This is a genomic window from Alkalilimnicola ehrlichii, assembly GCF_003399765.1.
Classification (GTDB): Bacteria; Pseudomonadota; Gammaproteobacteria; order Nitrococcales; family AK92; genus AK92.
In genome coordinates this window covers 17693-41475 of the sequence record NZ_NFZV01000014.1, presented here as the reverse complement: position 1 = coordinate 41475, position 23783 = coordinate 17693, and the positions used below count along the sequence as shown (strand labels likewise).

Annotated in this window: 17 protein-coding genes, 1 tRNA gene and 2 pseudogenes; 3 read left to right on the top strand and 17 right to left on the bottom strand. The window is 60.2% G+C overall.

The window, feature by feature from the left end; all coding sequences use genetic code 11:
- Nucleotides 1-507 precede the first annotated feature (507 nt).
- Genes CAI21_RS13715 through CAI21_RS13705 form a run of 3 tightly spaced genes read right to left on the bottom strand, consistent with a single transcriptional unit; the run spans nucleotide 508 to nucleotide 3007 of the window.
- Nucleotides 508-750, bottom strand: a complete 243-nt coding sequence (locus CAI21_RS13715; RefSeq protein ID WP_258868124.1) for a 3-oxoacyl-[acyl-carrier-protein] synthase III C-terminal domain-containing protein — start codon at nucleotides 748-750, stop codon at nucleotides 508-510.
- Nucleotides 747-1520, bottom strand: a complete 774-nt coding sequence (locus CAI21_RS13710; RefSeq protein WP_116302801.1) for a beta-ketoacyl-[acyl-carrier-protein] synthase family protein — start codon at nucleotides 1518-1520, stop codon at nucleotides 747-749. The genes CAI21_RS13715 and CAI21_RS13710 overlap by 4 nt, the downstream gene beginning before the upstream one ends.
- 11 nt (nucleotides 1521-1531) lie before the next feature.
- A complete protein-coding gene (locus CAI21_RS13705; RefSeq protein WP_116302800.1) occupies nucleotides 1532-3007 on the bottom strand; it encodes a hypothetical protein in 1476 nt (491 codons plus the stop codon).
- Between the two features lie 296 nt (nucleotides 3008-3303).
- Between CAI21_RS13705 and CAI21_RS13700 the strand changes: the two genes are divergently transcribed.
- Nucleotides 3304-4587 carry a nucleotide sugar dehydrogenase gene (locus CAI21_RS13700; protein WP_116302799.1) on the top strand — a complete coding sequence of 428 codons (1284 nt, stop codon included), beginning with the start codon at nucleotides 3304-3306 and terminating at the stop codon, nucleotides 4585-4587.
- A gap of 135 nt (nucleotides 4588-4722) precedes the next feature.
- Nucleotides 4723-6423 (top strand): proline--tRNA ligase, encoded by a 1701-nt coding sequence (locus CAI21_RS13695; RefSeq protein ID WP_116302798.1) that lies wholly within the window; start codon nucleotides 4723-4725, stop codon nucleotides 6421-6423.
- A 129-nt stretch (nucleotides 6424-6552) separates the two neighbouring features.
- Here the strand turns inward: CAI21_RS13695 and CAI21_RS26280 are convergent, their stop codons facing one another.
- The 7 genes and pseudogenes from CAI21_RS26280 to CAI21_RS26020 form a co-directional block, all read right to left on the bottom strand.
- Nucleotides 6553-9000, bottom strand: a complete 2448-nt coding sequence (locus tag CAI21_RS26280; protein WP_472974026.1) for an acyl-CoA dehydrogenase family protein — start codon at nucleotides 8998-9000, stop codon at nucleotides 6553-6555.
- A 14-nt stretch (nucleotides 9001-9014) separates the two neighbouring features.
- On the bottom strand, nucleotides 9015-10151 hold the full coding sequence (locus tag CAI21_RS24965) for an AMP-binding protein (RefSeq protein WP_404840874.1): 1137 nt from the start codon (nucleotides 10149-10151) through the stop codon (nucleotides 9015-9017).
- Nucleotides 10112-10381: a hypothetical protein gene (locus CAI21_RS23980; protein ID WP_220348273.1), complete on the bottom strand. Its 270-nt coding sequence runs from the start codon at nucleotides 10379-10381 to the stop codon at nucleotides 10112-10114. The genes CAI21_RS24965 and CAI21_RS23980 overlap by 40 nt, the downstream gene beginning before the upstream one ends.
- Before the next feature lie 206 nt (nucleotides 10382-10587).
- Complete coding sequence (locus tag CAI21_RS13680; protein WP_116302797.1) at nucleotides 10588-11307, bottom strand: SDR family oxidoreductase; 720 nt, start codon at nucleotides 11305-11307, stop codon at nucleotides 10588-10590.
- A complete protein-coding gene (locus tag CAI21_RS13675) occupies nucleotides 11304-14255 on the bottom strand; it encodes an SDR family NAD(P)-dependent oxidoreductase (RefSeq protein WP_116302796.1) in 2952 nt (983 codons plus the stop codon). Before CAI21_RS13675 ends, CAI21_RS13680 begins: the two co-directional genes overlap by 4 nt.
- Before the next feature lie 5 nt (nucleotides 14256-14260).
- Entirely contained in the window at nucleotides 14261-17071 is a 2811-nt protein-coding gene (locus CAI21_RS13670) for a type I polyketide synthase (RefSeq protein WP_116302795.1), read from the bottom strand.
- Nucleotides 17059-17283, bottom strand: a pseudogene (locus CAI21_RS26020) (acyl carrier protein); the annotation flags it as partial. The gene CAI21_RS13670 and the pseudogene CAI21_RS26020, both read right to left, overlap by 13 nt.
- Here CAI21_RS26020 and CAI21_RS26015 point away from each other — a divergent pair.
- Nucleotides 17265-17327: a hypothetical protein gene (locus tag CAI21_RS26015; RefSeq protein ID WP_404840876.1), complete on the top strand. Its 63-nt coding sequence runs from the start codon at nucleotides 17265-17267 to the stop codon at nucleotides 17325-17327. The pseudogene CAI21_RS26020 and the gene CAI21_RS26015 sit on opposite strands and share 19 nt — an antisense overlap.
- 124 nt (nucleotides 17328-17451) lie before the next feature.
- Here the strand turns inward: CAI21_RS26015 and CAI21_RS26010 are convergent.
- The 7 genes and pseudogenes from CAI21_RS26010 to CAI21_RS13630 form a co-directional block, all read right to left on the bottom strand.
- Nucleotides 17452-18168 (bottom strand): annotated as a pseudogene (locus CAI21_RS26010) (AMP-binding protein); the annotation flags it as partial.
- 46 nt (nucleotides 18169-18214) lie between these two features.
- A complete protein-coding gene (locus tag CAI21_RS13660; RefSeq protein ID WP_116302793.1) occupies nucleotides 18215-18898 on the bottom strand; it encodes an AMP-binding protein in 684 nt (227 codons plus the stop codon).
- Between the two features lie 52 nt (nucleotides 18899-18950).
- Nucleotides 18951-20036 carry an ornithine cyclodeaminase family protein gene (locus CAI21_RS13655; RefSeq protein ID WP_220348269.1) on the bottom strand — a complete coding sequence of 362 codons (1086 nt, stop codon included), beginning with the start codon at nucleotides 20034-20036 and terminating at the stop codon, nucleotides 18951-18953.
- Nucleotides 20033-21118: a Gfo/Idh/MocA family oxidoreductase gene (locus tag CAI21_RS13650; protein WP_258868959.1), complete on the bottom strand. Its 1086-nt coding sequence runs from the start codon at nucleotides 21116-21118 to the stop codon at nucleotides 20033-20035. The genes CAI21_RS13655 and CAI21_RS13650 overlap by 4 nt, the downstream gene beginning before the upstream one ends.
- Nucleotides 21119-21369: 251 nt before the next feature.
- Complete coding sequence (locus CAI21_RS13640) at nucleotides 21370-21834, bottom strand: hypothetical protein (RefSeq protein WP_116302790.1); 465 nt, start codon at nucleotides 21832-21834, stop codon at nucleotides 21370-21372.
- A 38-nt stretch (nucleotides 21835-21872) separates the two neighbouring features.
- On the bottom strand, nucleotides 21873-22829 hold the full coding sequence (locus CAI21_RS13635) for a M20 family metallopeptidase (protein WP_181919429.1): 957 nt from the start codon (nucleotides 22827-22829) through the stop codon (nucleotides 21873-21875).
- Nucleotides 22830-23644: 815 nt separating this feature from the next.
- A tRNA-Glu gene (locus CAI21_RS13630) sits at nucleotides 23645-23719 on the bottom strand.
- Nucleotides 23720-23783 lie beyond the last annotated feature (64 nt).

The following is a 23783-nucleotide window of genomic DNA, read 5'->3' as shown; positions in this document are numbered from 1 at the left end:
CGTAGCCGTGCACTTCCCCGCATACCCATGCCCCAGTGGCGCTCAAGCGTCGCCACTGCTAGCTCTTCAAATGAAAGGTGCCGATACTTCTTCTCGTCCATCGGGCCACATTCACCCCACAGAAAGTGCTCCACTTACAAATTGACTCTGAGAGGGCGTGCACCAAAAGCTTGCGTGTACACATGCCGCTGGTAACGACTCAAGCCACCGGAGCGGAAACACTGCAACGAGCATGACTTGGCTCACCCTACCTTCAGCGCGGTCAACCGCATGGGCCGTCGACCGGCATATCGCTAAGATCAACCATGATCGTACCTGTCGCCGTGGGCAAGATAATTATGAATTTTTATCATATTGAATTGCTTCTAATTATGTAAACAGATAATTATGTAAACAGAGACAGCGCAGCTGGACACTTCTGGAAGCGAAACGCGATGGAGCGATCGCGCTCAGGCCAAGCTCTATACTTCTTCCTATTCTTAGTAGTGAGCGGAGGGGCAGCAGCCGTCAACAAACCTCTAACACAGCTGCCGACCAGGTCTGCCCGACACCGACGCCAAGCAACCCGATGAGGTCGCCGCTGGATGCGAGATTTTTCGTCATCATCTCCCGCAGCCCGACCATTTGATCTCCAGCTCCTAGATGACCTAACGTGCAGCCAAACTCCAACAGACTGTTCTCCGGACGAAAACCAAGCGGCTCGGAAAACTCTTTCAAGAACATGGTTCTTCCTGTGAAAGGCGCAATCACCCAACGAAGATCGTCCACACTCGCCTCGGCCTCGGCCAACGCTTCGGAAAACACCTTTTTGCGTTATCGGACGAACGCTCCACCACCTTTGGAAGCACGACTTCGTCTTTGGCAAAATAGTCGTTGTAGCGCTTGCTCTGATCTACCGGCCAACGGGTTTCCCCCATACTACATAGAACATCTTCCCCCCGATGCATCTCCTCCAGCTCTGGATCCGTCCACGACACCACGCACTTCAGTCGCGCCCAACCTCCCGCGCGACTCAGTACCAGGGCACCGCCGCCGTCGCCGAAGACCAAGCCCCTGTCGTGCTTCCAACGATCTACATCGGGGAGATGGAATCGATCGCCTGTCGTGAGAAGCGCTGCCTGGATATCCGGCCTTCCACACATCATACTCGCCCCGATCTCGATCGCCGCCAGCGAGCTAGCCGAGAAAGCATTATTCCAAAAGGACAAACCAGAGAACGGCGGAATCAGCCGACGCGCAACGAAATGAGATACCGGCCACGCATAAAGCCCCGGAAACGACATGCTTGAAAACACGTGGAGCCCAATGGCGCCCGGATCGATACTGGAACTCTGCAGCGCCTCCCTTCCTGCTATAACGGCCAACTCACCGGGAAACAGTTCGGATACCGAAACCGATGACATCCCCGCCCACATCGCCCACCCGCGTGGGTAGCGACCGTCGGCAACTGCATCCGCCGCTGATACTAAATTCCCTAAGGCCGCACCGGCTCCGGCAATCCATACGTCATCGAACTTCATAACTGCTGCTCTCAGTAGTCAAAATCATGGACTGCCTTACTCGGCCTGGCGGAGGACTCCCGGACACCCTCCTGCCCATTAGCGGCGAATACATCTGGGTACGCCGTCAGGGCCGCATTCATGATCTTGTCGTTATCCCAGTTCACCATGTGACAGCCGTCGTCCACGCGTCGTTGCCGCACATTGATTCCGCCAGGCCGACCGCCGAGCTGATAAGGTCCGAACACGGACTGCACGTAACTCTCTTGCAGGTTACCGGAAGCGGGATCGCAGCTAAGCATGGGGAATAGATCGCTTTCGACGAACCACTGGACGACGTGCCTCCCCTCCGTTGCGGCGGCCTCCACCACACGACGCCATTGCTCCGCCGTCACGTCGCGCCCGACGACCACACCGCGGCCCATGTTGGCGTCGATCGGTTTGATCACCAAACCCTCGCGGTTAGCGAGCACGAACGGCAAGAGGTCTACGGCATCCCCCAGCTGATTCGCCCTTCCCTCCCGCAGCACAGCCGTCCAAGGCACATGTTCGTAAACAAGCTGTCGCTCGGCGGCGTCAAGGCCTGGCGCCCGCGCGTGCAGTTCCGCGAGGATATACTTGCTACTGTAAAGCTGGCAGTGCTGCGTTGTGAGGAAGATCGTATGCCGCGCCTCTTGTTCCAGCGACCTCAAGTGGGCGAAATCCAGCTCATCGCGCACGGCGTCACCGAGCTGATACTGCCTGATCGCGATGTCCAAACGGTGGCCGCCCGCAACCAACCAGCCGTCAACGACGGCAACCTTTTCCGGAGGCACCAGAATGGCCAGCACGCCGTGGCTTCTCAGGTAGTGCTGCTCTCGCTCGAAGAAACTACGATATGTCTCGATATCCGACGGCAGGCCGATAACCGCGACAACCGGGCGCCCCTTAAGAGGGTTGCGACGGAGTAGAGACCATAGATAATGAGTGCGCGCCGAGAAAAAGTTAGCGGCGGTAAAACCCATACCTTCGCCATGCTCGGCTCGCAAACACCAATCTAGATAGGCACCGGTCAGAACCGGCGTTTCGCTGCTCCCGCCAAGTAGGCTGTTGAAGTTAACTTCAATGATGTACGGCTTGCCGCAATTGAGAATGACGTCGGCACGCAAGATATCGGCAGCATGCCTATCGGAAGCGCATGGAGCCATAAAATTCTCGTGCTGCGCATCCCCTATCCCTAACAAGCTCAAGCCATCGGGGCAAGCCATTATATCTTTCGCCACCCGGCGAATCAGGGTGCACAATTCATCCACCAGCTGGTGAATAGCAAATTCCTGCTTGGCGGTAAGCATCACGGGCAGTACCGGAAGCAACCCGGAGGCGCTATCGATATCCAACCCATCCATTCGAAGCGCTAGGAGCCGCGCAAGCGCGGCCGCAGCCGAGTCGTCCTTCTCGCCTTTCGCCAAAAGCTGGCTCCACGCCTTACGGAGCACTTCCATGGACGTCAGCTCGGAATTCCAATTCACAACAACTCCGGATTAAAGCGCTAACGGGTAGAAACATTCTTAACGGCTGCCGGCAGCCGCTCGCTGCGTTTCGCCACCCACCGACAAGCTGCCCAAGCCGCGCAAGCTACAAGCTACGCTGCACCGCCGCAATCACATAGACATGTCATTGGCGCTGCTAACACGCACTGTTAAAAAGCTAGCCCGAAGCCCGCACCGCCGCTCGACCAGGCAGCTCCCGGCTGCAGTCGCCTTCTGTCGGGGCTCGCGGAGAGGTGAGCTTCCGACATTAGCATCGGTCAGACGGCAGGATTACTATGAACACGTATGGATTGACGGACACGCGCGTCGCCGTAATCGGGCTTGGCTACGTAGGACTGCCGCTCGCTGTGGAGTTCGGGAAGCAGTACGACACGGTCGGCTTCGACATATCGCCCTTGCGCATCGAAGAGCTGCGGAATGCGCTCGACTCCACTCGCGAGGTCGAAGCAAAGGAGCTACGGCGGGCGACTCGGCTTAGGCTGACCGACGACCCCGACGCACTCGCCACGGCAAACGTATACGTCGTGACGGTGCCCACGCCAGTTGACGCGGCCAGGAAGCCGGTCCTCACCCTCCTGCAGAACGCAAGCGCGACCGTCGGCCGTCATTTGAAGCGTGGCGATATCGTCATCTACGAATCTACGGTCTATCCCGGTGCCACGGAGGAAGTATGCGCCCCGGTACTGGAGCGGACGTCGGGACTCCGACTCAACGACGGGTTCTACCTCGGTTACAGCCCCGAGCGCATCAACCCCGGGGATAAAAAGCACCGCCTGACCACGATCTGCAAGATTACCTCGGGCTCGACGCCCGAGGTCGCCGACTTCGTCGACGCTTTATACCGCACCATTATCCCTGCCGGCACTCACAAGGTGAGTAGCATCAAAGTGGCAGAGGCCGCAAAGATAATAGAGAACACTCAGCGCGACCTAAACATCGCCCTCGTCAACGAGCTCGCTCTCATCTGTAACAAGCTCGCCATCGACACCAATGAAGTCTTGGATGCCGCCTCGACGAAGTGGAACTTTCTACCCTTTCGGCCTGGACTTGTCGGTGGCCACTGCATCGGGGTCGACCCTTACTACCTGACTCACAAGGCACAAGAAGTCGGCCTCCACCCCGCCGTGATTCTGGCAGGAAGACGTATTAACGACTCGATGGGCGCATACGTAGCGGGGCAAGTTGCAAAACTCATGGCGAGGAACAGGCTTCATCTAGCGGGTGGCCGCGTTCTTATCCTGGGCATGACGTTCAAGGAGAACTGCCCGGACGTTCGCAATAGCCGTGTCATCGATGTCGTTCGCGAGCTAGAGACATACGGTGCCGACGTTGACGTATACGACCCGCATGGCGACCCGGAGCAAACGCAACGGGAGCACGGCGTAAGTCTCTTGAACCAGCCTGCATCAGGTGCTTACGATGCCGCTATTGTTGCGGTCGCGCATGAGCACTTCAGGGAAATGAGCCCTGCATCCGTACGCAGCCTCCTCAAGGAAGGCGGCATACTGTACGACATCAAGGGCATCTACCCAGCCCACGCGGTCGACGGACGCTTGTAACACACACACCTTATGCCACCGGGCGCCGAGAGCACTCCGGCCAGCGTCAAGTCGAAGGGGAGCACGCAGCTAGCCTTGGCGGCGGCGCTGGGATAACCTATCCGCCCAGTTCAATTGACGAGCCAGCTTCTGAAGATGCGAACCACTAAGCACCCCCTTTTTACCAGCAAAGAAACACCCGCCGATGCCGAGCTTGCGAGCCATAAACTCATGCTGCAAGCGGGCCTGATCCGTAGATTGGCGTCGGGCCTCTACACTTGGCTTCCCCTCGGTCTTAGGGTGCTGCGAAAAGTGGAAGCCGTGGTGCGGGAGGAGATGGATAACGCCGGCGCCCAAGAGCTTTTGATGCCGGCCGTACAACCCGCGGAGCTATGGCAGGAGTCGGGCCGATGGGGCCAGTACGGCAAGTTGCTTCTAAAGATAAAAGACCGGCACGAGCGGGAATTCTGCTTTGGCCCTACGCACGAAGAAGTCATCACCGACCTTGCGAGACGGGAGCTAAAAAGCTACAAGCAGCTCCCCATTTGCTTTTATCAGATACAAACAAAGTTTCGCGACGAAACCCGGCCGCGATTTGGCGTAATGCGCGCGCGGGAGTTCGTTATGAAGGATGCGTACTCGTTCCATTCCGATCAGGAATCGCTGGCCGAAAGATACGCCGCCATGTACGACGCGTACACACGCATTTTCACGCGGCTTGGCCTGACGTTTCGTGCGGTGCAGGCCGATACCGGCGATATTGGCGGTAGCGCCTCGCATGAATTTCACGTGCTTGCCGACGCCGGCGAAGACGCGCTTGCGGTTTCCGATACCAGCGATTATGCCGCCAATGTGGAACTCGCCGAAGCGGTGCAACCGGCGGCGCCGAGGCCTGTGCCCAGCGCTTCGCTTACGGCGGTCGATGTCCCAACGCAAGAAGACCCCGCCAGCCTGAGCCAAGCTCTGGACATTCCTTTGCAACAATGCTTGAAGACCATCCTCATCGAAGCTGAGGACGGCGGCCTGATCGCCTTGGTTCTGCGCGCCGATCATGAGCTTAACGAGGTAAAGGCCGCAAAGCTCGCTGGAGCCGCCGCGCCCTTACGGTTCCCCTCCGCCGACCGTATCCGCGAAGCTTTCGGCTGCTCTCCGGCCTCGGTCGGGCCGATAGGGCTATCGATTCCCGTTATCGCCGACCGTGCTGCAGCAGCGGTTGCCGATTTTGCTTGCGGTGCCAATCGTCCGGGTCAGTACTGGACCGGCGCCAACTGGCAGCGCGACCTTCCGGAGCCGGAAGTGCATGACCTACGCAATGTGGTCGCCGGCGACGCTAGCCCCGACGGACATGGCCGGTTACAGATCACCCGCGGCATTGAGGTGGGCCACATATTCCAGTTGGGCCAGAAGTACACGGAAGCCTTGGGGGCGTCGGTGCTCGACGAGCAGGGCCGCAGCCAAATTCCGACGATGGGCTGCTATGGGATCGGCGTCTCGCGGCTGGTCGCGGCGGCGATCGAGCAACACCACGACGAGCGCGGGATTATCTGGCCGTCGGCGATCTCGCCCTTTCAGGTCGCGCTGGTTTCCCTCAATATGGCTAAATCGCCACAAGTCGCCGCTGCATCGGAGCAACTTTACCAACAGCTAACGGCAGCGGGCATTGAGGTGCTTTGGGACGACCGCGAAGCTCGTCCGGGCGTGAAGTTCGCGGATATGGAGCTAATCGGCATTCCTCATAGGGTGGTGGTATCCGATAGAAACCTTGAGAACAACTGCGTAGAGTACCGCCACCGACGCGACTCAAACAGCCAGAACGTGCCGTTCGACGCGATAGTGGAGTTTCTCCGCGAGTACTAAATGCTGGCACAGCCTAAACGGCAGCGTAGCTGTCAGGCTCGTGCATCCGGCATCCACATCCACAGGGGGCGGGACGGTGTGGCTTTCCCGCCAAACCGCCTTCCACCCCCTATCCCTGCATCACGACACTTAATAATCCGGTGATTCGAGTAGCGAATTCCGGCTGCCCGAACTTGGATCTAAATCAATCCGCCATTGCAACCTGCTGCTGAGAGACGCCGGTGGCATCGATCGCGCCGCTTGCTTCCTTGCTGGCGAGGGATTCGGCGAGGGCTTCGATTGTAGCGTGCTGCCAAACCGCAGCCGGATCGACTGCGAAGCCCAACCAGGTCTGCAAATCGAACGCCAGCTCGACCGCGGTGACCGAGTCGACCCCGAGGTCAGAAAATGCCGCCTGGGCTTCCATGATCTCGTCGAGACCGCGGCAACGCTTGACCAACCAGGCCATGATCCAGGCTTCCAACTCATGCTTGCGAGCGCCGGGAGAAGGCGCGCAGCCTCAGCTACTGCGGCGCTAACGCCGTCTCCGCGATTGGTGACGTGCTGTCGCCCAACTGCTCCGTCATCCCCCGCCGACGCCGCCGAACCCGCAGGATTCCGCGCTAGGATAGCGTCCAGCGCAAGCTCTACTCCTGGCGCTTGTTGAACCACGTCGCCGATGTCGTTGGCCAGCCCCTCGGCGAAGTCCGTCAGCTGGGTAGCCGTCGGCCACGCGTGCGAATGGCCAAGCATGGCGACTACTTCGGCATGCTTCAGCTTGATCCTACGTTCGAGCCAGTCCCTCGCATGCTCCAACGATGCAGCCTTATCCCTCGTTGTCTGCATATCTAGGAAGGCACGCGCCACGTAAAGCGCGGCCACCTCTCCGACTGCGGCCTGAGCCAACTGTCTGCGCTGTCCGGCGCTAAGGCTACCGACTCCATCCGACGCCAAGGCGAGCAGCTCGACCGCCATCTCCGTTATGTCCTGGGCAACGCCGGGGGCCTGAAGCCTGAACTCCAGAAAGGCATTGAAATCCGAAGAACTTCCAAGGACACGGCTGCCAAAAAAGGACGCCAACGACTCGGTTGGCCCTTCCATGATGCGGAACAAACGAATATCCCGCATCATTCTGCTAGCCGGGTTATTCTCTACGTAGCCGCGGCCTCCAAGCATTTGTACGAGCTGATCCACGCCGGTCCAAACCCATTCGGGAGCGACGATCTTACAGGCAGCGTATACCTCAGGCGGAATCGGCACCTGCCGATCGACGCAGTCCGCCATGCCATCCACCATCGCTTGCACCACTGTGACGGCGGCACGCAGATCGTCAAGGCGCTGAATGCTGACGGGATTCTCGAGCAGCCGTCCGGTCGAAACCTCACGCCGATCGGCATAGCGCACCATAAGTTGCACGCACCGCTTGAGGACCCCGAGACTCATGGCGGCGATGAATAAACGACCCTGCATCATGGCATCTTGTGCAACAGCCATGCCCTGCCCGACGCGACCCAACAAGTCGGACTCGGTAACATGGAGATCTTTGAAGTGTAACCGGGTCTGAACCATGCCCCGCATGCCCATAGTGGGAGCCTCCTCCCCGATCCTGATGCCTGCGCGCCCCTGCTCTACCACGAAGGCCGCAAGCCCCCGGCTCCTTCCCTCGTCATCCTGTACTTGGGCGAAGATGTTTATTACCCCCGCCCAGGAGCCGTTGCCGATCCAACATTTGTCCCCATCGATCAGCCAGCCTCCTTGCCCTGAGGGCCGTGCGGTTGCAGTGATGGCGCGAGGATTCGAGCCCGCACCGGGCTCGCTCAAGGCGAACGCACCAAGCGTCCGCCCCTTGGCCATATCGGTAAGAAACCGCCGCTGCTGCGCCTCGGACCCGTACGCCATGACCGGGCGCGACCCGAGAACATGATGAAGCGAAACTAACGTGGCGAGGTTTGCATCTATCGCAGCCAGCTGCTCAATCACCCGCAAAGCGTCCCGGAGGCTCAAACCGAGTCCGCCCTGGCTCTCGTCCACACACATGCCGAACAGGCCTTGATTGGCGAAGTCCATGACAATGTAGGGCGGTACACACCGGCGCTCGTCGATCAGCGCGGAGTTGATCCGGTGCTCCGCGTACCCGCGCAGCCACCTAATGAGTTCGTTCGCTTTCACCGTCGACTGAGTGTGTTTCGGGGCGGGCGTGGCTTCGAGCCCGCCCCTATTCGACTCGCGCTGCTCCGCCCGTGCGGAGGAAGCGGGCCAGGCAGCAACTTCCGCGAGCCTTCCCTTGAGGAACAAGTCCCGCGTCCGCCGGCGTTGTACCTTGCCGCTCGACGTAAGCGGCAGCGTCATCGGCTTGATAAGGACGATCGCCGAAACCGCGATCTGAAACTCTTCGGAAACCGCCTGTCTGATCCGCCTTGTCACTTCGTCCGGCTCAAAGCGCCTCAAGTGCGTTCGTTCGACCTCCTGGACGACAACGACTTCCTCCCGCCCGTCGCCCTCGACACTGAAAACGGCCCCGCCTCCCGATCGTAACGCCGGGTGGCTTCTTTGCACTGCCGCTTCGATATCTTGCGGATAGAAGTTCGCACCGTTAATAATCAGAACATCCTTTAACCGTCCTGTGATGAACAGCCACCCATCCGTAATGAAGCCAAGGTCTCCGGTTCGAAGGTATGCCCCATCTTCTTCGCCGCGAATGGATGCACCGAACGCGCTACGGGACTCCTCCTCCTTACCCCAGTAGCCAACCGCCACACTACCTCCCCGGATCCAGATCTCGCCGACCTCATGCGACGCGCAGCGACCCAAATTATCCGGGTTAACGATGGCCACTTCCTGATCGGTGTCGGGCGGCCGGAGCTTACGAGGCACTGGGTACCTTCGACCGCTTCGCTGACAACCACTCGATGATTCTGCAACGCGGCTTTATCCACCCTTACGATGTAGGGCTCTTCCTCACTTCCCGTGCCGGATACGAACAAAGTCCCTTCGGCAAGACCGTATGCGGGAAAATGGGAACGCCACTTAAACCCGCAGGGAGCAAAGTACTCGGCAAAGCGCTCCAGCGTTTCCGCCCGCACGGGTTCGGCGCCGTTGAGAGCGAGACGCCAGTGGCTCAAGTCCAGCCGGTCGCGCTGTTCTTCGGTGATTCGACGCAGGCACAGCTCGTAGGCGAAATTCGGCGCAAAGCTCGTTGTAGCCTTGAGTTCCGATATCGCCTGCAACCACCGAAGGGGTTGTTGCAAAAAGGCGACCGGCGTCATCAGGTGGCACTGCCCCCCAACGTACAGACTCTGGAGCACGCTGCCGATCAACCCCATATCGTGAAACAAGGGCAGCCACGATACATAGACCGTGCGTTCGTCATGCAGATACGCGCGCCGCATCATTTGCTGGTTGTGTATCAGGTTCCCGTGGGTCACCATCACGCCTTTCGGCATACCCGTGGACCCGGACGTATACTGTAAAAAGGCTAAAGCGTCCGCCCTCTGATCCGAGGGAACCCATAAATCGGCGAGCGCCTCGCGAACATCGTCCGTTGCCAGAATGGCTAGGCTTTTATCGCGAAGATGTTCGAATAATTTCGCGGAAACGACATCATGCTGTTCGGCGACGGTCAAGACCACCGCAACCCGTGCATCGTCGGCAATTGCCGCCGTTTTCTCCCAGTCTCGCGACTTTCGGCCTGGAAGCGCTGTCGGGACCGCTACCACGCCGGCGTACAAACAGCCCATGAAGGCAACCACGAATTCCAGGCCGGGCGGAAAACCAGTAGGGCCGTTCGGCCGACTAGCCCGGACTGTTGCAGCTTTCCCGCCAAAGCGCGGGCGCGCGCATCGAGCTGCCTGTAGGTCATCTGATCGTCTACGCTCACCCCATATTTGAGCATGGAGTACGCGAGTTTATCGCCGTGTCGCTCAGCCCTGTAACGGCTCACATCCACTAAGTTACGAAACTCCGGGAACGGTTGTGACATGTCGACTCCTTTGATCATGGATAGGCTCGGTACCTTGGCATCTCGATTTTCCAGCTTGCCGGCAACTCATCCGCCTCGAACCAAAACCGTAAAACCGCCACGGCAGCGGGCACCGCCAGGCGCCCTAAGCCTTTAACGCCAGCAGATTAGTCGGCGAGGAAGGGATGCCTCCGGGAGGCCTGGATGCATGCGACTGAAGCAATCTGCTAGTCCGGCTGTCGCGTTGGACGAACCACGATCTCGCTTAGCTCCACGTTTCCCGGCGCCGCTAACGCGTACCGTACAATCTCTGCAACCTGGTCAGGAATCAGGGGTTCGAAGCTGTCTAGCAGCGGCTGAGAGTATTCGGTCGCGTGATTGAAAAAGTTACGCACGAACTCCGTATCGCCAACGTAGCCCGGAGTAACGAGCGTAATTTTCGTGAAGTCCCCCGCTTCCCGCAGCCTTTCTCGCAGGCGCGCCAAGATGTTCGCGCCGGCGGCCTTCGCGGCACCATACACCTCGTTGCCGGGAGTGCGGGACGGCCGGCTGCCGGCCAGCGATCCGATGTGGACGTAGTGCCCCGTCTTGTTCGACGGCGACGTCAGTGCGGCGACTATATTCAATAGGCCTTGCACGTTAGTGTCGAGAATCGCCTGCCACTGTTGTTCGAAGCCATGCCTAAAGGGCGCGTAGAAACCGACACCTGCGGCATTCACCACCCAGTCCACGCAAGCTCGCTCCATAGATGCGGCTTCGAAAGCCGCTGCCACGTCGTCCGCGCACCTGACATCGCAACGGATCGGAGCGATCCCTCGCGGCGCCGCGCCGCGGCGGCTGGCAACCACCACGGCGAAGCCTTCGCTAGCCATGCGTTGGGCGATTGCGCGGCCAATTCCGGAGGAGCCTCCGAAGACTAAACCAACCTTTTTCGGGGAGTCACTCACTGGGCAAGCGCCTCCCTTGCCATCGACTCCGCCGCCGCGAAGCTTTCAAGATGCGCTATATACGCGGCCACCCATTGTTCCACTTGTTGCCGGCAGAATTTTCCCTGCCGGTAGGAGAACTCCAGCATTAACTTTCCGTCTTGTCGGTCGTTAATCACTAACTCGAAATCGCGCATGAGTTTCGTTTCGGAGGAGTGCAGCCCAGACACTTGGTCTTCTATAGCCGTAATACTTTCGCTTTCTTCAACGCGGTAGATACGGCTCCCCTCGGTCGCGACCTTCGGGAAGTTTTGGTACAAAATATACGCGTGAAACGCTTCGTTTATATCCAGCCCGACGAACGGCTCTACATTCTCAATCAGGTCCTGTAACAAGTAGTTCTGATTGTTGTGAAAGCCTAGCAAGCTGTCATTGACGCTCCGGAAGGAGGCATCGATATCGGACGGATCGTCAAGCGTCACGCGCAGTGGAAGCGGGTTCACGAAGACGCCCAACATGCTGTCAGTGCCAGGGAGGTGCCTGCCTGCCGCCGTGGTACCAAAGACCAGATCGGTCTCGCCGGTAGCGTCGCGCAGCATGAGCGCGAAAGCAGCCGCGAGGACCGGAAACAGCGTCGAACGGCGCTTATGCGCAAAGCCGGCCAAGCGCGCGAGCTGCTCGGACTCGACCGTGACGCTAATCGATCGGGCCGCTTCGGGGTCGCCGCTGGCACAGAGGTCTGGACGCTCAGCGACCGGCAGTTTAGTCGGGCCTCCGACGCCGGCAAAGTGACGCTGCCAGTACTGGCGGACCGGAATTATTTCCGGGCTGTCTAAATAGCGACGCTGTGCGTTGGCAAAATGAGCGTACTGCGGCGCTGGGGGAATAAGGCTTGGATCGCCACCTTGTTCGAGGACTGCATATATTCTCTCGAAATCTTCCAGCATCAGCGTAAACGACCAGCCATCGACGGCAATATGGTGCATGCGCCCGAACATTCTGTGACGCTCGGGCTCGATGCGCATGAGCTCCACCTGGAAGGGCACCTCTTCGGTCAGGCTAAAACGAGACGCCGTGCGTTCCAGAGCGTCGCGTACCGCCGCGGCGCGAACGCGAGAAGGCTCCGTCGAAACGTCGCTCGCCTTGACCACGGGCGAGGTTTCCTCCATCAGCTCTTGCATGAGGACGTCGCCGGGCCGGTAGCGCGTTCGCAGCACGGCGTGACGCCGGCTAAGCACGCCTAGCGCGGTGCGTGCAAGATGCAGATCGAGCGGGCCGCCGATCTCAACGGCGAAAGCAAGGTGGCCGTACCCGCGCCGGTCCATGGCAAACCAGCGTTCCTGCAACATCGAGGCTACGGACTGCGCCGGTTGGCTCGACGGCCAGCTCGGCACCACCGTGGCCGAGGCGGCACTTACGGCTTCCGTCAAAGCGAGGACAAAGTCCTTGAAGGTGGCGGCTTGCAACATGTCTCGCGGCGAGAGCGCGGTGCCGAGCCGGCGGTTGACCTCCAGAACGACCTTGATCGCGCTGAGGGAGTCCCCACCCAGCTCGACGAAGCTTGCTTCGTCGGTAACCTGGGTGCGCAGTGCGCGCTGCCAGGTCCTACGCGCGAGCTCTACCAGGCTTTCCCCCGTCGCTTGCCGATCCGGCTCCGGGCCGGCTTTCGCTCCGCCATCGGCCTCATCCTGGGCCGGCTTTTGGCTCAAAAGCATTCGGATGACCTCGCTGCGTTTAACGAGATCGGTAACCGATACGAGGGTGCGCACGTCACCCGCTTCGAGCAATCGGTCGAGGCACTCCAGGGCCTCCGCTGTAGGCATCGGTGCAGCGACGGACGCCGTGCCCAACTGAACGGCTCCGTGTGCCGATTTACGCGCGGTAACTTCCCAAACGTCCCACTCGATAACCTGCCATAGACCGCCTTCGCCGCGTCGACGGTTAAGCTCGTCGGCAACCGCCCCTACGAGCGCATTCGCGGTTGCGTAGGCGGCATAACCGAGGCCGCCTAGGAGAACCGAGTTCGACGAGAAGATACACCGGAAGGCGAGCCTCCGGTTGCCCAGGAGGCGATCCAAGTGAACCAGCCCCGCAACCTTGGGAGCAAGCTGCGTATTGAGTGCTGCCGGCGTGAGTTCGTGTAGAAAACCTAGAAAACGGTCGCCGTCGATGGCGGCGGCGGCGTGGACGACGGAGGTGATCTCGCCGAGCGCGGCCTCCCCAGCACGAACCGCCTTCTCCAGCTGCTCGCCGCAGGCAACGTCGGCTCTCTCGTAATGGGCTTCGATACCGGCAGCGTGCAATGCCTGCAGTCGCTCGCGGGCATGGCAGGCAGCGCTATCCGTGCCGCTGATATCGGTACGCCCCACGATCAAGATGCGCGCACCGGCGCGTCCCACATGTTGGGCAACGACATGCCCAACCGTTCCAAGGCCGCCGGTAATTAGGCACACACCCGTATAAGGTCGCCGGCCGGCAGAAATATTCGGGCGCGACGCCGGCGCCAAGCAATACTGCAACTCGTAACGCTCGCCGCCACGATAAACAATGGCGGCAGTCGAATCGCTCTGCGCCTCGCGCAGCAAGCAGTCGAGATCGATGTTGCCCTCAGCGAAGTCGATATGCTTCGCCCGTAACCCCGGTTGCTCCTGCGCGGCGATGGTAACCGCAGTCGTCAACGCCTCCACACCTTCCGCCGGGTCACGGTAGACGCCCTCGGTCAGGACGGCAAGCGAGATGCGCTCCGCCGCAACGGCGCGCGTCAACCACTGGTAGGTAGACGCGAACTGCGTCAAGGCCGAGCCGTACGCTGTCAGAGGGAGCATTAGCTCGGGCTGGGATCGCCAACTGTCTGCGCCGTGCGCGACATAGACGACGAACAACCTGCTGCCCGCTGGGGACGCTTGCAGAACTGACTCCGCCGGCGCGCGGTCAGCCTCCGAGCGCACGACCGTGACGCTGCGATTCATTGCTCTCAGCTGCGTGGCGATCTTTCCGCATACGGGGCTATCGCCCACCACGAGCCAATCGCCGTCAGCGTCCGTCGCTTCCTGCGGAAGCGTAATACGCCATACGGGCCGGTAGAACCACAACCGGCTGGGCTGCGTGGTAGTGCGGCCTGCGGCGCAACCCCAAGCCGCGGCACCTGGTCAGGCCCTGGTGTTGGCAACAGGAAATGCTTGCCCTTGAAGGGAAAGCTGGGCAGCAAGATCCGCTTCGGCGCATCGTCGACATGCATGCGCTCAAAGTCCACAGGGACGTGTCGCCGCACCAGCTCGCCAACCGTCAGCAATAGCCTCCGCTGCTCCTCTTGGCCGCTCCTTGGGAGCGTCGCCAGCGCAACGACAGCGTCGTCCTCCGCAAAATGATGCCCCGCCAGCCCCGCCAGCCCGGCAGGGGGACCCACCTCCAGGAATACCTGACACCCCGCATCGCACCTAGCCGCATCCAAGGCGTCTGCGAATCGCACCGGCAGGATAGAGTGCGACACCCAATAACCGGGCTCTGCTAAGCGGTCGCGACCGAGCCTTGCACCGCCGACGGTGCTGTAGACCGGTAACACCGGCTCGCTCCATTCAATCAGCCTCGCCAGCCTCGCCAGCGGCTGCGCCGCTGCCTCCATCATAGGCGTGTGATTCGCCTTACGGTTAGGAAGCCGCTGATAACGAACGCCATCTTTCGCCAGCCTCTGTTCGAGCTGTGCAACGGCGCCGCGGCCGCCCGAGAAGAGCACGTGCCGCCGACTGTTATTTCCTGCCCGACTCACCCAGGCATCCGCACCGTTGCGATCATCGACGCATTCGTAAGCCTGCGCCTCTTCCCAAGTAAGCTCCGCCACTAGCATCGCACCGATAGGTGCCTTGTCATCCTCAAGCCGTCCCCGCTCCTGTACCAGAAGCAGTGCCTCCCTCAGTCGCACCGCCCCCGCAACGCAGACAGCGACATACTCGCCCAGCGAGTGACCGATCAGAGCGCGGGGTTGAACGCCCCAGTCCATCAGCTGAAGAGCCGTGGCGCGGCTTAAGAGAAAGATAAGCGGCTGCAGCAGCTCCGCGCGCTCGCAGACGGCGCGCCGATGCTCCTCGGGGTCAGCTAGCCAGGCCCGCAGTAGCCGCTCGTTTTCCGGATCGAGTTCGCTCAGCCCTTCGTCTACGTGCCTGCGGTATACCGAATAGCGGCTGTATAGTCGTGCGCCGACCGCGAGCTCGCGCCGGCCATGGCCCGGAAACAGGAATGCGACGCCGCCTGCCTCGCCTCGCCCCTCATCGTGCAGCTCAAAGACGGAGTCCTGCTGCAATTGCTGCACCAGCTCCTCGCAATCCTTAGCGACAAAGGGCAGCACATGTTGCCTCCGCACACGCCATAGGTTGCGCGTATAAGCCACGTCTGCCAAATCCGTCTCCGGATGCTCGGCAAGGTATTCGGCCAACTGCTGGGCCATAGTGTCGATCTGATCCCTCCGGTCCGCTGACAGCGTAACCAGCTGCACCTGATCCATACGCGGCCGCCGAGGCGGCTTTGGAAATTGCTCGACGATCACATGCGCATTCGTGCCCCCGAACCCGAACGAGCTGACGCCGGCTCGATGCGTTCTGGCCGCAGCCGGCAGCGGCGTCGGCTCGGTAGGCACATAGAGGACGCCTTGCTCCAAACCTAACTGCGCCGAGGGGCGGTCATGGTTAGCGGTCGAGGGGAGTACCTCGTTATGCATCGCCAAGACGGCCTTGATCAGCCCGACCGCTCCGGCGGCCCTATTGCAATGCCCGACATTGCCCTTGATCGAGCCAAGCGCGATTCGCTTGCCTTCCACCTTGCCAAAAACCTGGCGCAATGCCGCCACTTCAACGGCATCGCCCAAAGGAGTGGCCGTGCCGTGAGCTTCGATGAAATCGATATCCTCGGGCCGCACACCCGCAGAATGGAGCGCCCTCCGAATAACAAGCTCCTGCCCGCCCGCACTCGGCGCGGTGAATCCAACCTTATCCGCGCCATCGTTGTTAACGGCGGAGCCGGCAAGAACCGCGAGTACCGAATCCCCGTCGGCGATTGCATCCTCAAGCCTCTTGAGAACCAGCAATCCTACGGCGCTGGTTATATTGGTTCCGGCGGCATCGGCGTCGAAAGGACGTGTAGTCCCGTCGCGCGAGTAAATGAGGCCTTCTTCGTAAACGTTTCCGAACTCCTGCGGAAACTGCAAGGAGACGCCGCCTGCGAGGGCGATATCGCACTCGTCGAGGAGCAAGGATTGCCGAGCTTGATGGACTGCGACAAGCGAGGTCGAGCACGCAGTTTGGACGGTTATGGCAGGGCCGGTCAGGTTCAGCCGGTGGGCGACGCGCGTGGCGAGAAAGTCTTTGTCGTTGCCAATGAGCGCTTGTAGGTAATCCCCCATGGATTCCACGTAAGGACGGACATTCGCTATATAAGCCGGAAACTCGCCCCCCACGAAAACCCCCGCAGGGGTAGGCTTGGTCGCTGACGCAACCACCCCAGCGGACTCGAGTGCGGCAAAGGCACATTGAAGCAGTAGCCGCTGTTGCGGGTCGGTCCACTCGGCCTCGCGGTCGGAGTAATTGAAGAAGTCAGCCTCAAAACGATACGCATCGGCGACGACTCCGGAGAAGAATTCGCGCTCCGAATCCTGGCGAGCGTTCGGAATCCACCAACAGCCTTCGGCCGATTCCCGGCCTCGGGCGAGCCCTTGGCGTTTGTTGACCAGCAGACGCCACAGCTCGCCAATATTTTGCGCTCCCGGAAAAGAACCCGCCATACCTACGATGGCCACGGCACCGCCCGTGGCGCGATCCCCACGCCTGGGTGGCTCGGCCCGATCGCTGCCCCCTCCTCCGGCGCTTGGCGCCGCGCCAACTCCGCCGTTAGTCGCGCCAACGTGGGGAAACGAAAAAGGTCCACCGCCAGAACCCCGACGCCCAACCTTCTGCCCAAGGCTTGCGCCGCCTCGGCGAGGGTGAACGAGGTTGCGCCGGCGTCGAAGAATGAAGCGTCTGCGGGCAAATCGCTCACTTCCAGCGCCTGGGTAAGCACTTCTCGTACGACCGCTAGCAGCGGACCTGGCTTCTGTGAGTCCGCGGCCGTTTTGCGCTCTTCCGCCTTTACCGCACGATCTTTTTGCTTGAGCGCCGCCCGATCGACCTTACCGGTTGGCCCGATAGGCAGGGTTTCGCAGGGGTACAGCTTCGACGGGAGCATAAAGCTGGGCAGTTGGGATGCTAGGTAGCGCCGCAGCTCCTGCGGTTCGCAGGAGGCGGAGGCCGTGTACCATGCCGCCAGCTGCTTCTCATCGCTCGCTGTCGAGACCACATCCACCGCGCATTCCTGCACCGCAGGATGCCCTCTTAAGGCAGTCTCGACGTCGCCGAGCTCGACCAGGTGCCCACGCACCTTAACACGATCGTCGACTCGCCCGACGAACTCGAGCAACCCGGAGGGCAAGTATCTTGCGAGGTCGCCGGTACGGTAGACGCGCTCGCCGTTTACTTGCGCAAAGCGCTTACCCTCCTCTTCCGGGCGATTAAGATAACCCAACGCGAGGCAGCTTCCGGCAATAACTACCTCCCCTACTTCGCCTACGCGAACAGGCTGCCCCGAGGCACCTTCCAACCAGACCTTGGCGCCGGCGACCGCACCGCCGATAGGGGCCTTCACCGGCACGACCGGATCGGCGCCGCTTACTGTCCAGGCGGTAACAACGTGAGATTCGGAAACGCCATAATGGTTATGCAGCCTGACGCTAGGGTTGCCTTTGAGATACGCACGCAGCGCCTCGCCGATATAGAGCTGTTCCCCTGCCGTAACGATGTCGGTCAGGTTAGAAGGCAGGCCGGCAAGCCTTTCTTCCGTCCCAAACAGGCGGGTTAACACGGAGACGGAGAAAAAACCACATTGACACGCTCCTTTCGGAGCAGCTTTAGCATGAGATCCGGGTCGACCTTCTCTTCGTCGCTACTGACGACGCGACCCCGCCCTGAGTTAGCGGAGCGAACACTTCTTGCAAGCAAACGTCGAAACACAACGAAGCATTCTGGAGTACGCGCCCGCCGGCCTCGATCTGCGAGTCTCGATTCTGCCAAGCGATTAAATGCTCCAGCATCCCGAAGGTTTGAACGATGCCCTTGGGTTTCCCTGTCGTCCCCGATGTGTAAATGATATACATCGGATCATGGGCGGCGACCGTTGCAACCCCCGCAGTCTGCTGCCTTGCCTCAAGCACCTCAGGTAAAGGCAGCACCGCTCCTCGGTATTCGCGGATCAGCTCCCTGTGCTCCTCCTGAATCAACACCAAGGCAGGATCGCTATCGGAGAGCATTGCATTAAGGCGGGCCGCTGGAAAACTGGGATCGAGCGGGACGAAACAGGCCCCGAGCCGGTAGAGCGCGAGCATCGCCGTGACGGCTCCCCGCCCCCTACTCAATAGCAGCCCAACCCGTCCACCTCGACCGATGCCATGCTCGGCGAGCAGTGTAGCCAATGAGGCCACTTCGGCATCGAGCTCGGCGTAGCTCCGCGTGCCATCGGGCGCAATGATTGCCGTGCGCTCCGGATGCATTCTGACGCGCTCTTGGAAGCAGGCGTATAAGCTCGTCGTCGTCATCTTTGCCAGTCATCTCCAGCCATGCAGTCGCACCAGGCGCAGCCAGTCAGCTTCAGCTCATTGCAACGTCGAAGCTCGTCGGCATGGACAGGCCTGCCGAGGCAGAAGGCGCATAAGGGTTCAACGGGTCCTTCGGAAAGTGCTCCAGCTGAATACTCGTGCCGATACCAAGGTCATTAGCAATCTCCAGCAAGACGTCCAGCGCGATGTGATCCTCGAGCGCAAACCCGGTCGAATCGAACACGGTCAACCGCCCCTGACTCTTCGCCCCGAGCTCCGGGCGCCGACACAAGCTGGCGAGGTCTGGCCCTAAGCTCGCCCGATCGAGCTGCTGGCATTCGCCTTCCCGAAGAGCCTGCTCCGGATGGTCGGGACACACTAAGGCGCTCATAAGCACCTCGCGCGGTAGCTCGGTTTTCCCCGGCAAATCCGACCCAACTGCGTTGATGTGCGCGTGGCCCTGCAACTCCTCGCCTGCGAGGACCGGACCCTCGCCAACGCCGACGGAGGTTGCCGTGCATATGATGTCGGCATTCCGCTCGAGTTCGGGCAAGGCCGCAGCCTCTACGCTCAAGCCTAGGAACTCCACCCGCGACCGAAAGCTTTCTTGATGCGCACGACAGATATCGAAAACCAGCACACGCTCTATGGGAAAAACTCGGGTAAGAGCGTGCAGCTGCGTCACGGCCTGCGCCCCGGTGCCGATCAGTCCCACTACGCGGCTATCGGGTCGCGCAAGAAGACGGCTGGCAACTGCCGATGCCGCCCCCGTGCGCAGGGCGGTCAGAAAAATACCGTCGGTAAGAGCCTCCAACCGGCCGCTGATAACGTCGAACCGCCCCACCACTCCGGTGATCGTCGGCGCGCCCCGCACGCTTGGATTTGATGGCGTGTAGGCCACCGTCTTGATCGTAATGCCCTGCCCGACCTGATGGTGCGGCATCCACTCAAGCACCCCTGCTGCGTCCTCGCCCCGCACGAAGCCAGAGCGCGCGGGGGTTTCGCTCGTGGCATCGTCCGCCCGGCTTAAGCCCTCCGATAGACGAGCTATGATCAGATCCATTAGCCGATCACGACCGACAGCGGCAATGATTCGCGCAATGTCGTCCTGCGAAAGAAGAAGCGTCTTTGTCATCATGCCTCGGCCTCAATCTTTCTTTCAGTCAGAGATACTTCCGGACCAAACAGCGCTGCATACCTGCCGCGCGTATTTTCGTCGCCGGCTAGAGATGCCACCTCATCGAGAGCCACCTGCGCCCAGCGCGCATCGGCGGCATCCGCGAAGCGGGGGCTTCGTCCGCGCTCGGCAAGGGTATCCGCAACCTCCAACAGATACCGGTAGAGCTTGTTTATATGTCGAACCTGCGGATCCAGATCAGAACTGCGGTAACGTTTTTCGGCGACTTTTTGCCGCTCTCCGCCACACGGATTTATCTCGTAAACAACCATGCTGTCATCGTCCCAGCGCGGCGCGTCGAAATTCAGAACCACCTGCCAAGTGTTCCCCGACTCTTTCTGGCACGCATAAACAACAATGCGACGTTTTCTTTCATCCCATAAAAATGAGCTCTTGCCGGAAACCAAAACGCCGTCGATGGACCCGGTCACGGAAACATCGTCTGCGGCCGGCAAGCCCGTCACCGAGAAATCGCTGAAGGTTGAACTTGCAGCACTAAGCTCCAACAGCTCCGATGCCGGGGATGCCAAAAGTACTCGCGCCAGGTCTAGAGGGTGGCTCAACTCACTCAGCACGCCCATTGTTGGCCGCGGATCCCGAACGCGATACTTGCCCCAGAAAAACTCGATTCGGGAAACCTCCGCATCGTGCTCGCGCAGCCAATCTCTGTAGTCGTCCATTATGTAGCTGTAGCGCTCGCAGAAATTAACCGAAACTGGTTTTTCCCAGACAGCGGGGCCAAGAGCCTGGAGTTCGGCCATGTCTTTGGTCAATGGCTTCTCGCAAACGACGTGCCGAATGGAACGACAAGCCAAAACCTTGCGCAAAGCCTCCCAATGAAACTCCTCATTCACGCACACCACAGCCACGTCCGGGCGTTCAGCCTCCAGCGCCGTCGCCAAATCCGTGTATGCGTTGGCCTCGCCTTTCACCGACTCAAGGCGATCGACCATCGGATCCACGAGGCCCGTGACAAGGTAGCGCTCCGCACACGCTCCGTAACGAAGAGCGCGTAAAACCGCTGCCCGCCTTCCCGCAGCCAACCAGAACAACTCGAAAAGGAACCGCAGCGTCCTTCATAGCGCTCCCTCGCAATCATTTAGAACAAGGCTTAAGTCGCCATCGGAGGCCGCTCCAACCCAAAGCTCGTCGCCGACGAACTGGGAGCTTTCGTAGGTGCTCATGGCGCAGTGATAGTATTCTCTGAATGCATCGTGAAGTATCACAACCGCTCCTGGATTGATGAGGCTACGCGCTGCCAACAAGCATCTGCGCCTTTTCCGACCATCAACAATCACGACGTCGAACGACCGCGACAGCGTTCCTGGATAATCGACATAGTCATCGAGATCTGCGCTGCGATCAGCCACATGCGCGGCACCCAGAAATGGCCTGAGCGGCCCGTGGTCCCAGCACACCGCTTCGATCGCGGACGTCCCCGCCCCTTTTTCCCTTCGATAGTTTCTCCGGAAGCCGGGAACCGCATAATCGAATTCTCGCGCTCTCTCAGCTTGGCAATAAGCTCCCCTTCGAAATACCCCCGATCGTACTCCAACGACAACCAGCGATAGGCCGCCCCAACGTCATCAAGAATACGGGTATAGGACAGAGTGCTAAGGCCAGACCCCCATTCCAATATGCTCAATTGACGCCCTGCGCGCCGCGCATATCCACAGAGTATGTCCTTGATTATTTCCCCATCGCGCACGCTCATCCAGGCAAAGGGACTAAGCTCATCCGACAAAGTTTCGACCGACACCAACCCTCCTATCCATCCAACGAATGCCCAAAGGCACTCTAGATGGAGCGCATATCAGACAAGTAATACACAAGAACAGCAGCACCAAGAACGACCTGATCCACCTCGACAGATTCGCTATCGGTATGCGCCTGCTCAAGATCTCCACTTCCAAACACTACGGTTTCCGCTCCCGCCAGCCGCGCGTAATGCCTTGCATCGCAACTGACGCACCACGCTTGAGGCTGGGATTCGATGCCGCCAACCTCATAGGCTGCCCGCCGAAGTCTTGTCGCGGCACCGGCGTTCGCGTCGCCGATAAACGCTTCGTTGCGGATCCCAACCCAGCGCAGGTCTAGCCGATCCGCGTCCGACGCCCCCAGAACGGCAGCGGCAATCTCCGCTTGCGCTTCCTCGCGGGATTTGCTCGGCAGAAATCCCAAGCTCGCCCGCAGCTTGCATTCCGTGGGCGTGGAACCGTGCCAAGCATCGGCGTGTATACCGCTAAGATTCAGTTGTAACGGCCGCTCGAGGTCGGAGAAGCCGGGGACATCCCGAGCCTCGACAAGCCACCTGGCCTCAAGCTCCCGCAGACGTTGAACCACGCCTAAGCAATCGTCGATGGGCGAGGTTCCCTGCGCCGTTCCCATGTGACCCGCAGAACTTGTGGCCACCACCTCGAAACCCACGCAGCCACGGTGTCCGTGATAAACCCGCAGGCTCGTAGGCTCCAGCACCACGGCTTCCTGTGCTTCGACCCCGTGCAAGAGAGCCGATAGCGCACCGTTGCCGCCTGCTTCCTCATCGGTGACAAGATCGAGGAGAACGTTCGCGCGTGGCGTAATCCCCAGCTCCTGCATGGCGTGCATCGCCTCGAGAAGCATCACTATGTTGCATTTCGTGTCCGCACTGCCTCGCCCGTGAACCCTTGTTCCGTCGAAGCGCCCGGACCAGGGCTCCGGATGATTCGCAGGCGGGACGACATCGACATGGACGGAGAAAATGACGGCTGGCAACCCTGCCGCGTAGACAGCCTCAGCCCGAATATTGGGACGGGGCGCGGGCGCGCCCGGCAAAAAGGAGGGGTGTAGTCAGGATGAGAAGAAAGCCTCCCATGAGGCGGCTCGATCCTCGCCTGAAATCCGGCCTCTTGCAGATATTGCATGAGCAGAGGATATGCATCCTGCTCCCGAGGGGCTTGTGTATTAATGCTTACCAGCTGCGAAATACGTTCTGCAACAACAGCCCTTCGAGCCTTCAGCAGGCTAAGAACCTCTTCATTTAGCGCGGTTAAATCCGCTTCGCAAGGTTTCAAAGCACCCCTCCTCACATGGCAACGTCGGCAGCACTCCGCGCATTGGAAGGCTGGTCAGGACACACCACATCCTTTCGCGTCACACGTGTAGTGCGCCGCCGCGTTCTGTACCGGCCCAGACCTGATTGGTAAAAAATCCCTTTCCGTACAAGCGATAAGGTATCACCCTGTTTATTCTCGGAAGTTCTTAATAAACCCTATCAGGAGCCGCTAACCGGCGCCTATCACATGAACTGGTGGCACAAGGTGGTGGGCGTCGATGCAACCGGCCAAGTTAACGATCGGCTTCGGGCGCAACCAAGTGACGCCGCAAAGGACGCAGCGATCAAGGAACGAGGTGAACGCGAGCAAACAGCTGACGCGATACATCGAGGAAGGAAACTAGAGAGTCGACTTGGGAGGTAACGACGGGGCTCTTCGCTCTTGCTGCGGAGACGAAAATGCGCCGCCTGAAAGGTCATCAAGTGATATACGAAAAAGGCCGCAACCCTAAGGGTTGCGGCCTTTTCCTGAGTATGGCGTCCCCAAGGGGATTCGAACCCCTGTTACCGCCGTGAAAGGGCGGTGTCCTAACCACTAGACGATGGGGACGTACGCTCATCGACGTGAGGCGAAGCATAATACCTGGATCAGGGGCTGCTGTCACGTCTTTTGG

Excerpts from the sequence above, each read along its gene's own strand:
- CAI21_RS13710 (WP_116302801.1), bottom strand. The coding sequence starts at position 1,520 with ATGAAGTTCGATGACGTATGGATTGCCGGAGCCGGTGCGGCCTTAGGG.
- CAI21_RS13700 (WP_116302799.1), top strand. The coding sequence starts at position 3,304 with ATGAACACGTATGGATTGACGGACACGCGCGTCGCCGTAATCGGGCTT.
- CAI21_RS13695 (WP_116302798.1), top strand. The coding sequence starts at position 4,723 with ATGCGAACCACTAAGCACCCCCTTTTTACCAGCAAAGAAACACCCGCC.
- CAI21_RS23980 (WP_220348273.1), bottom strand. The coding sequence starts at position 10,381 with ATGTCACAACCGTTCCCGGAGTTTCGTAACTTAGTGGATGTGAGCCGT.
- CAI21_RS13675 (WP_116302796.1), bottom strand. The coding sequence starts at position 14,255 with ATGAATCGCAGCGTCACGGTCGTGCGCTCGGAGGCTGACCGCGCGCCG.
- CAI21_RS13660 (WP_116302793.1), bottom strand. The coding sequence starts at position 18,898 with ATGACGACGACGAGCTTATACGCCTGCTTCCAAGAGCGCGTCAGAATG.
- CAI21_RS13655 (WP_220348269.1), bottom strand. The coding sequence starts at position 20,036 with ATGATGACAAAGACGCTTCTTCTTTCGCAGGACGACATTGCGCGAATC.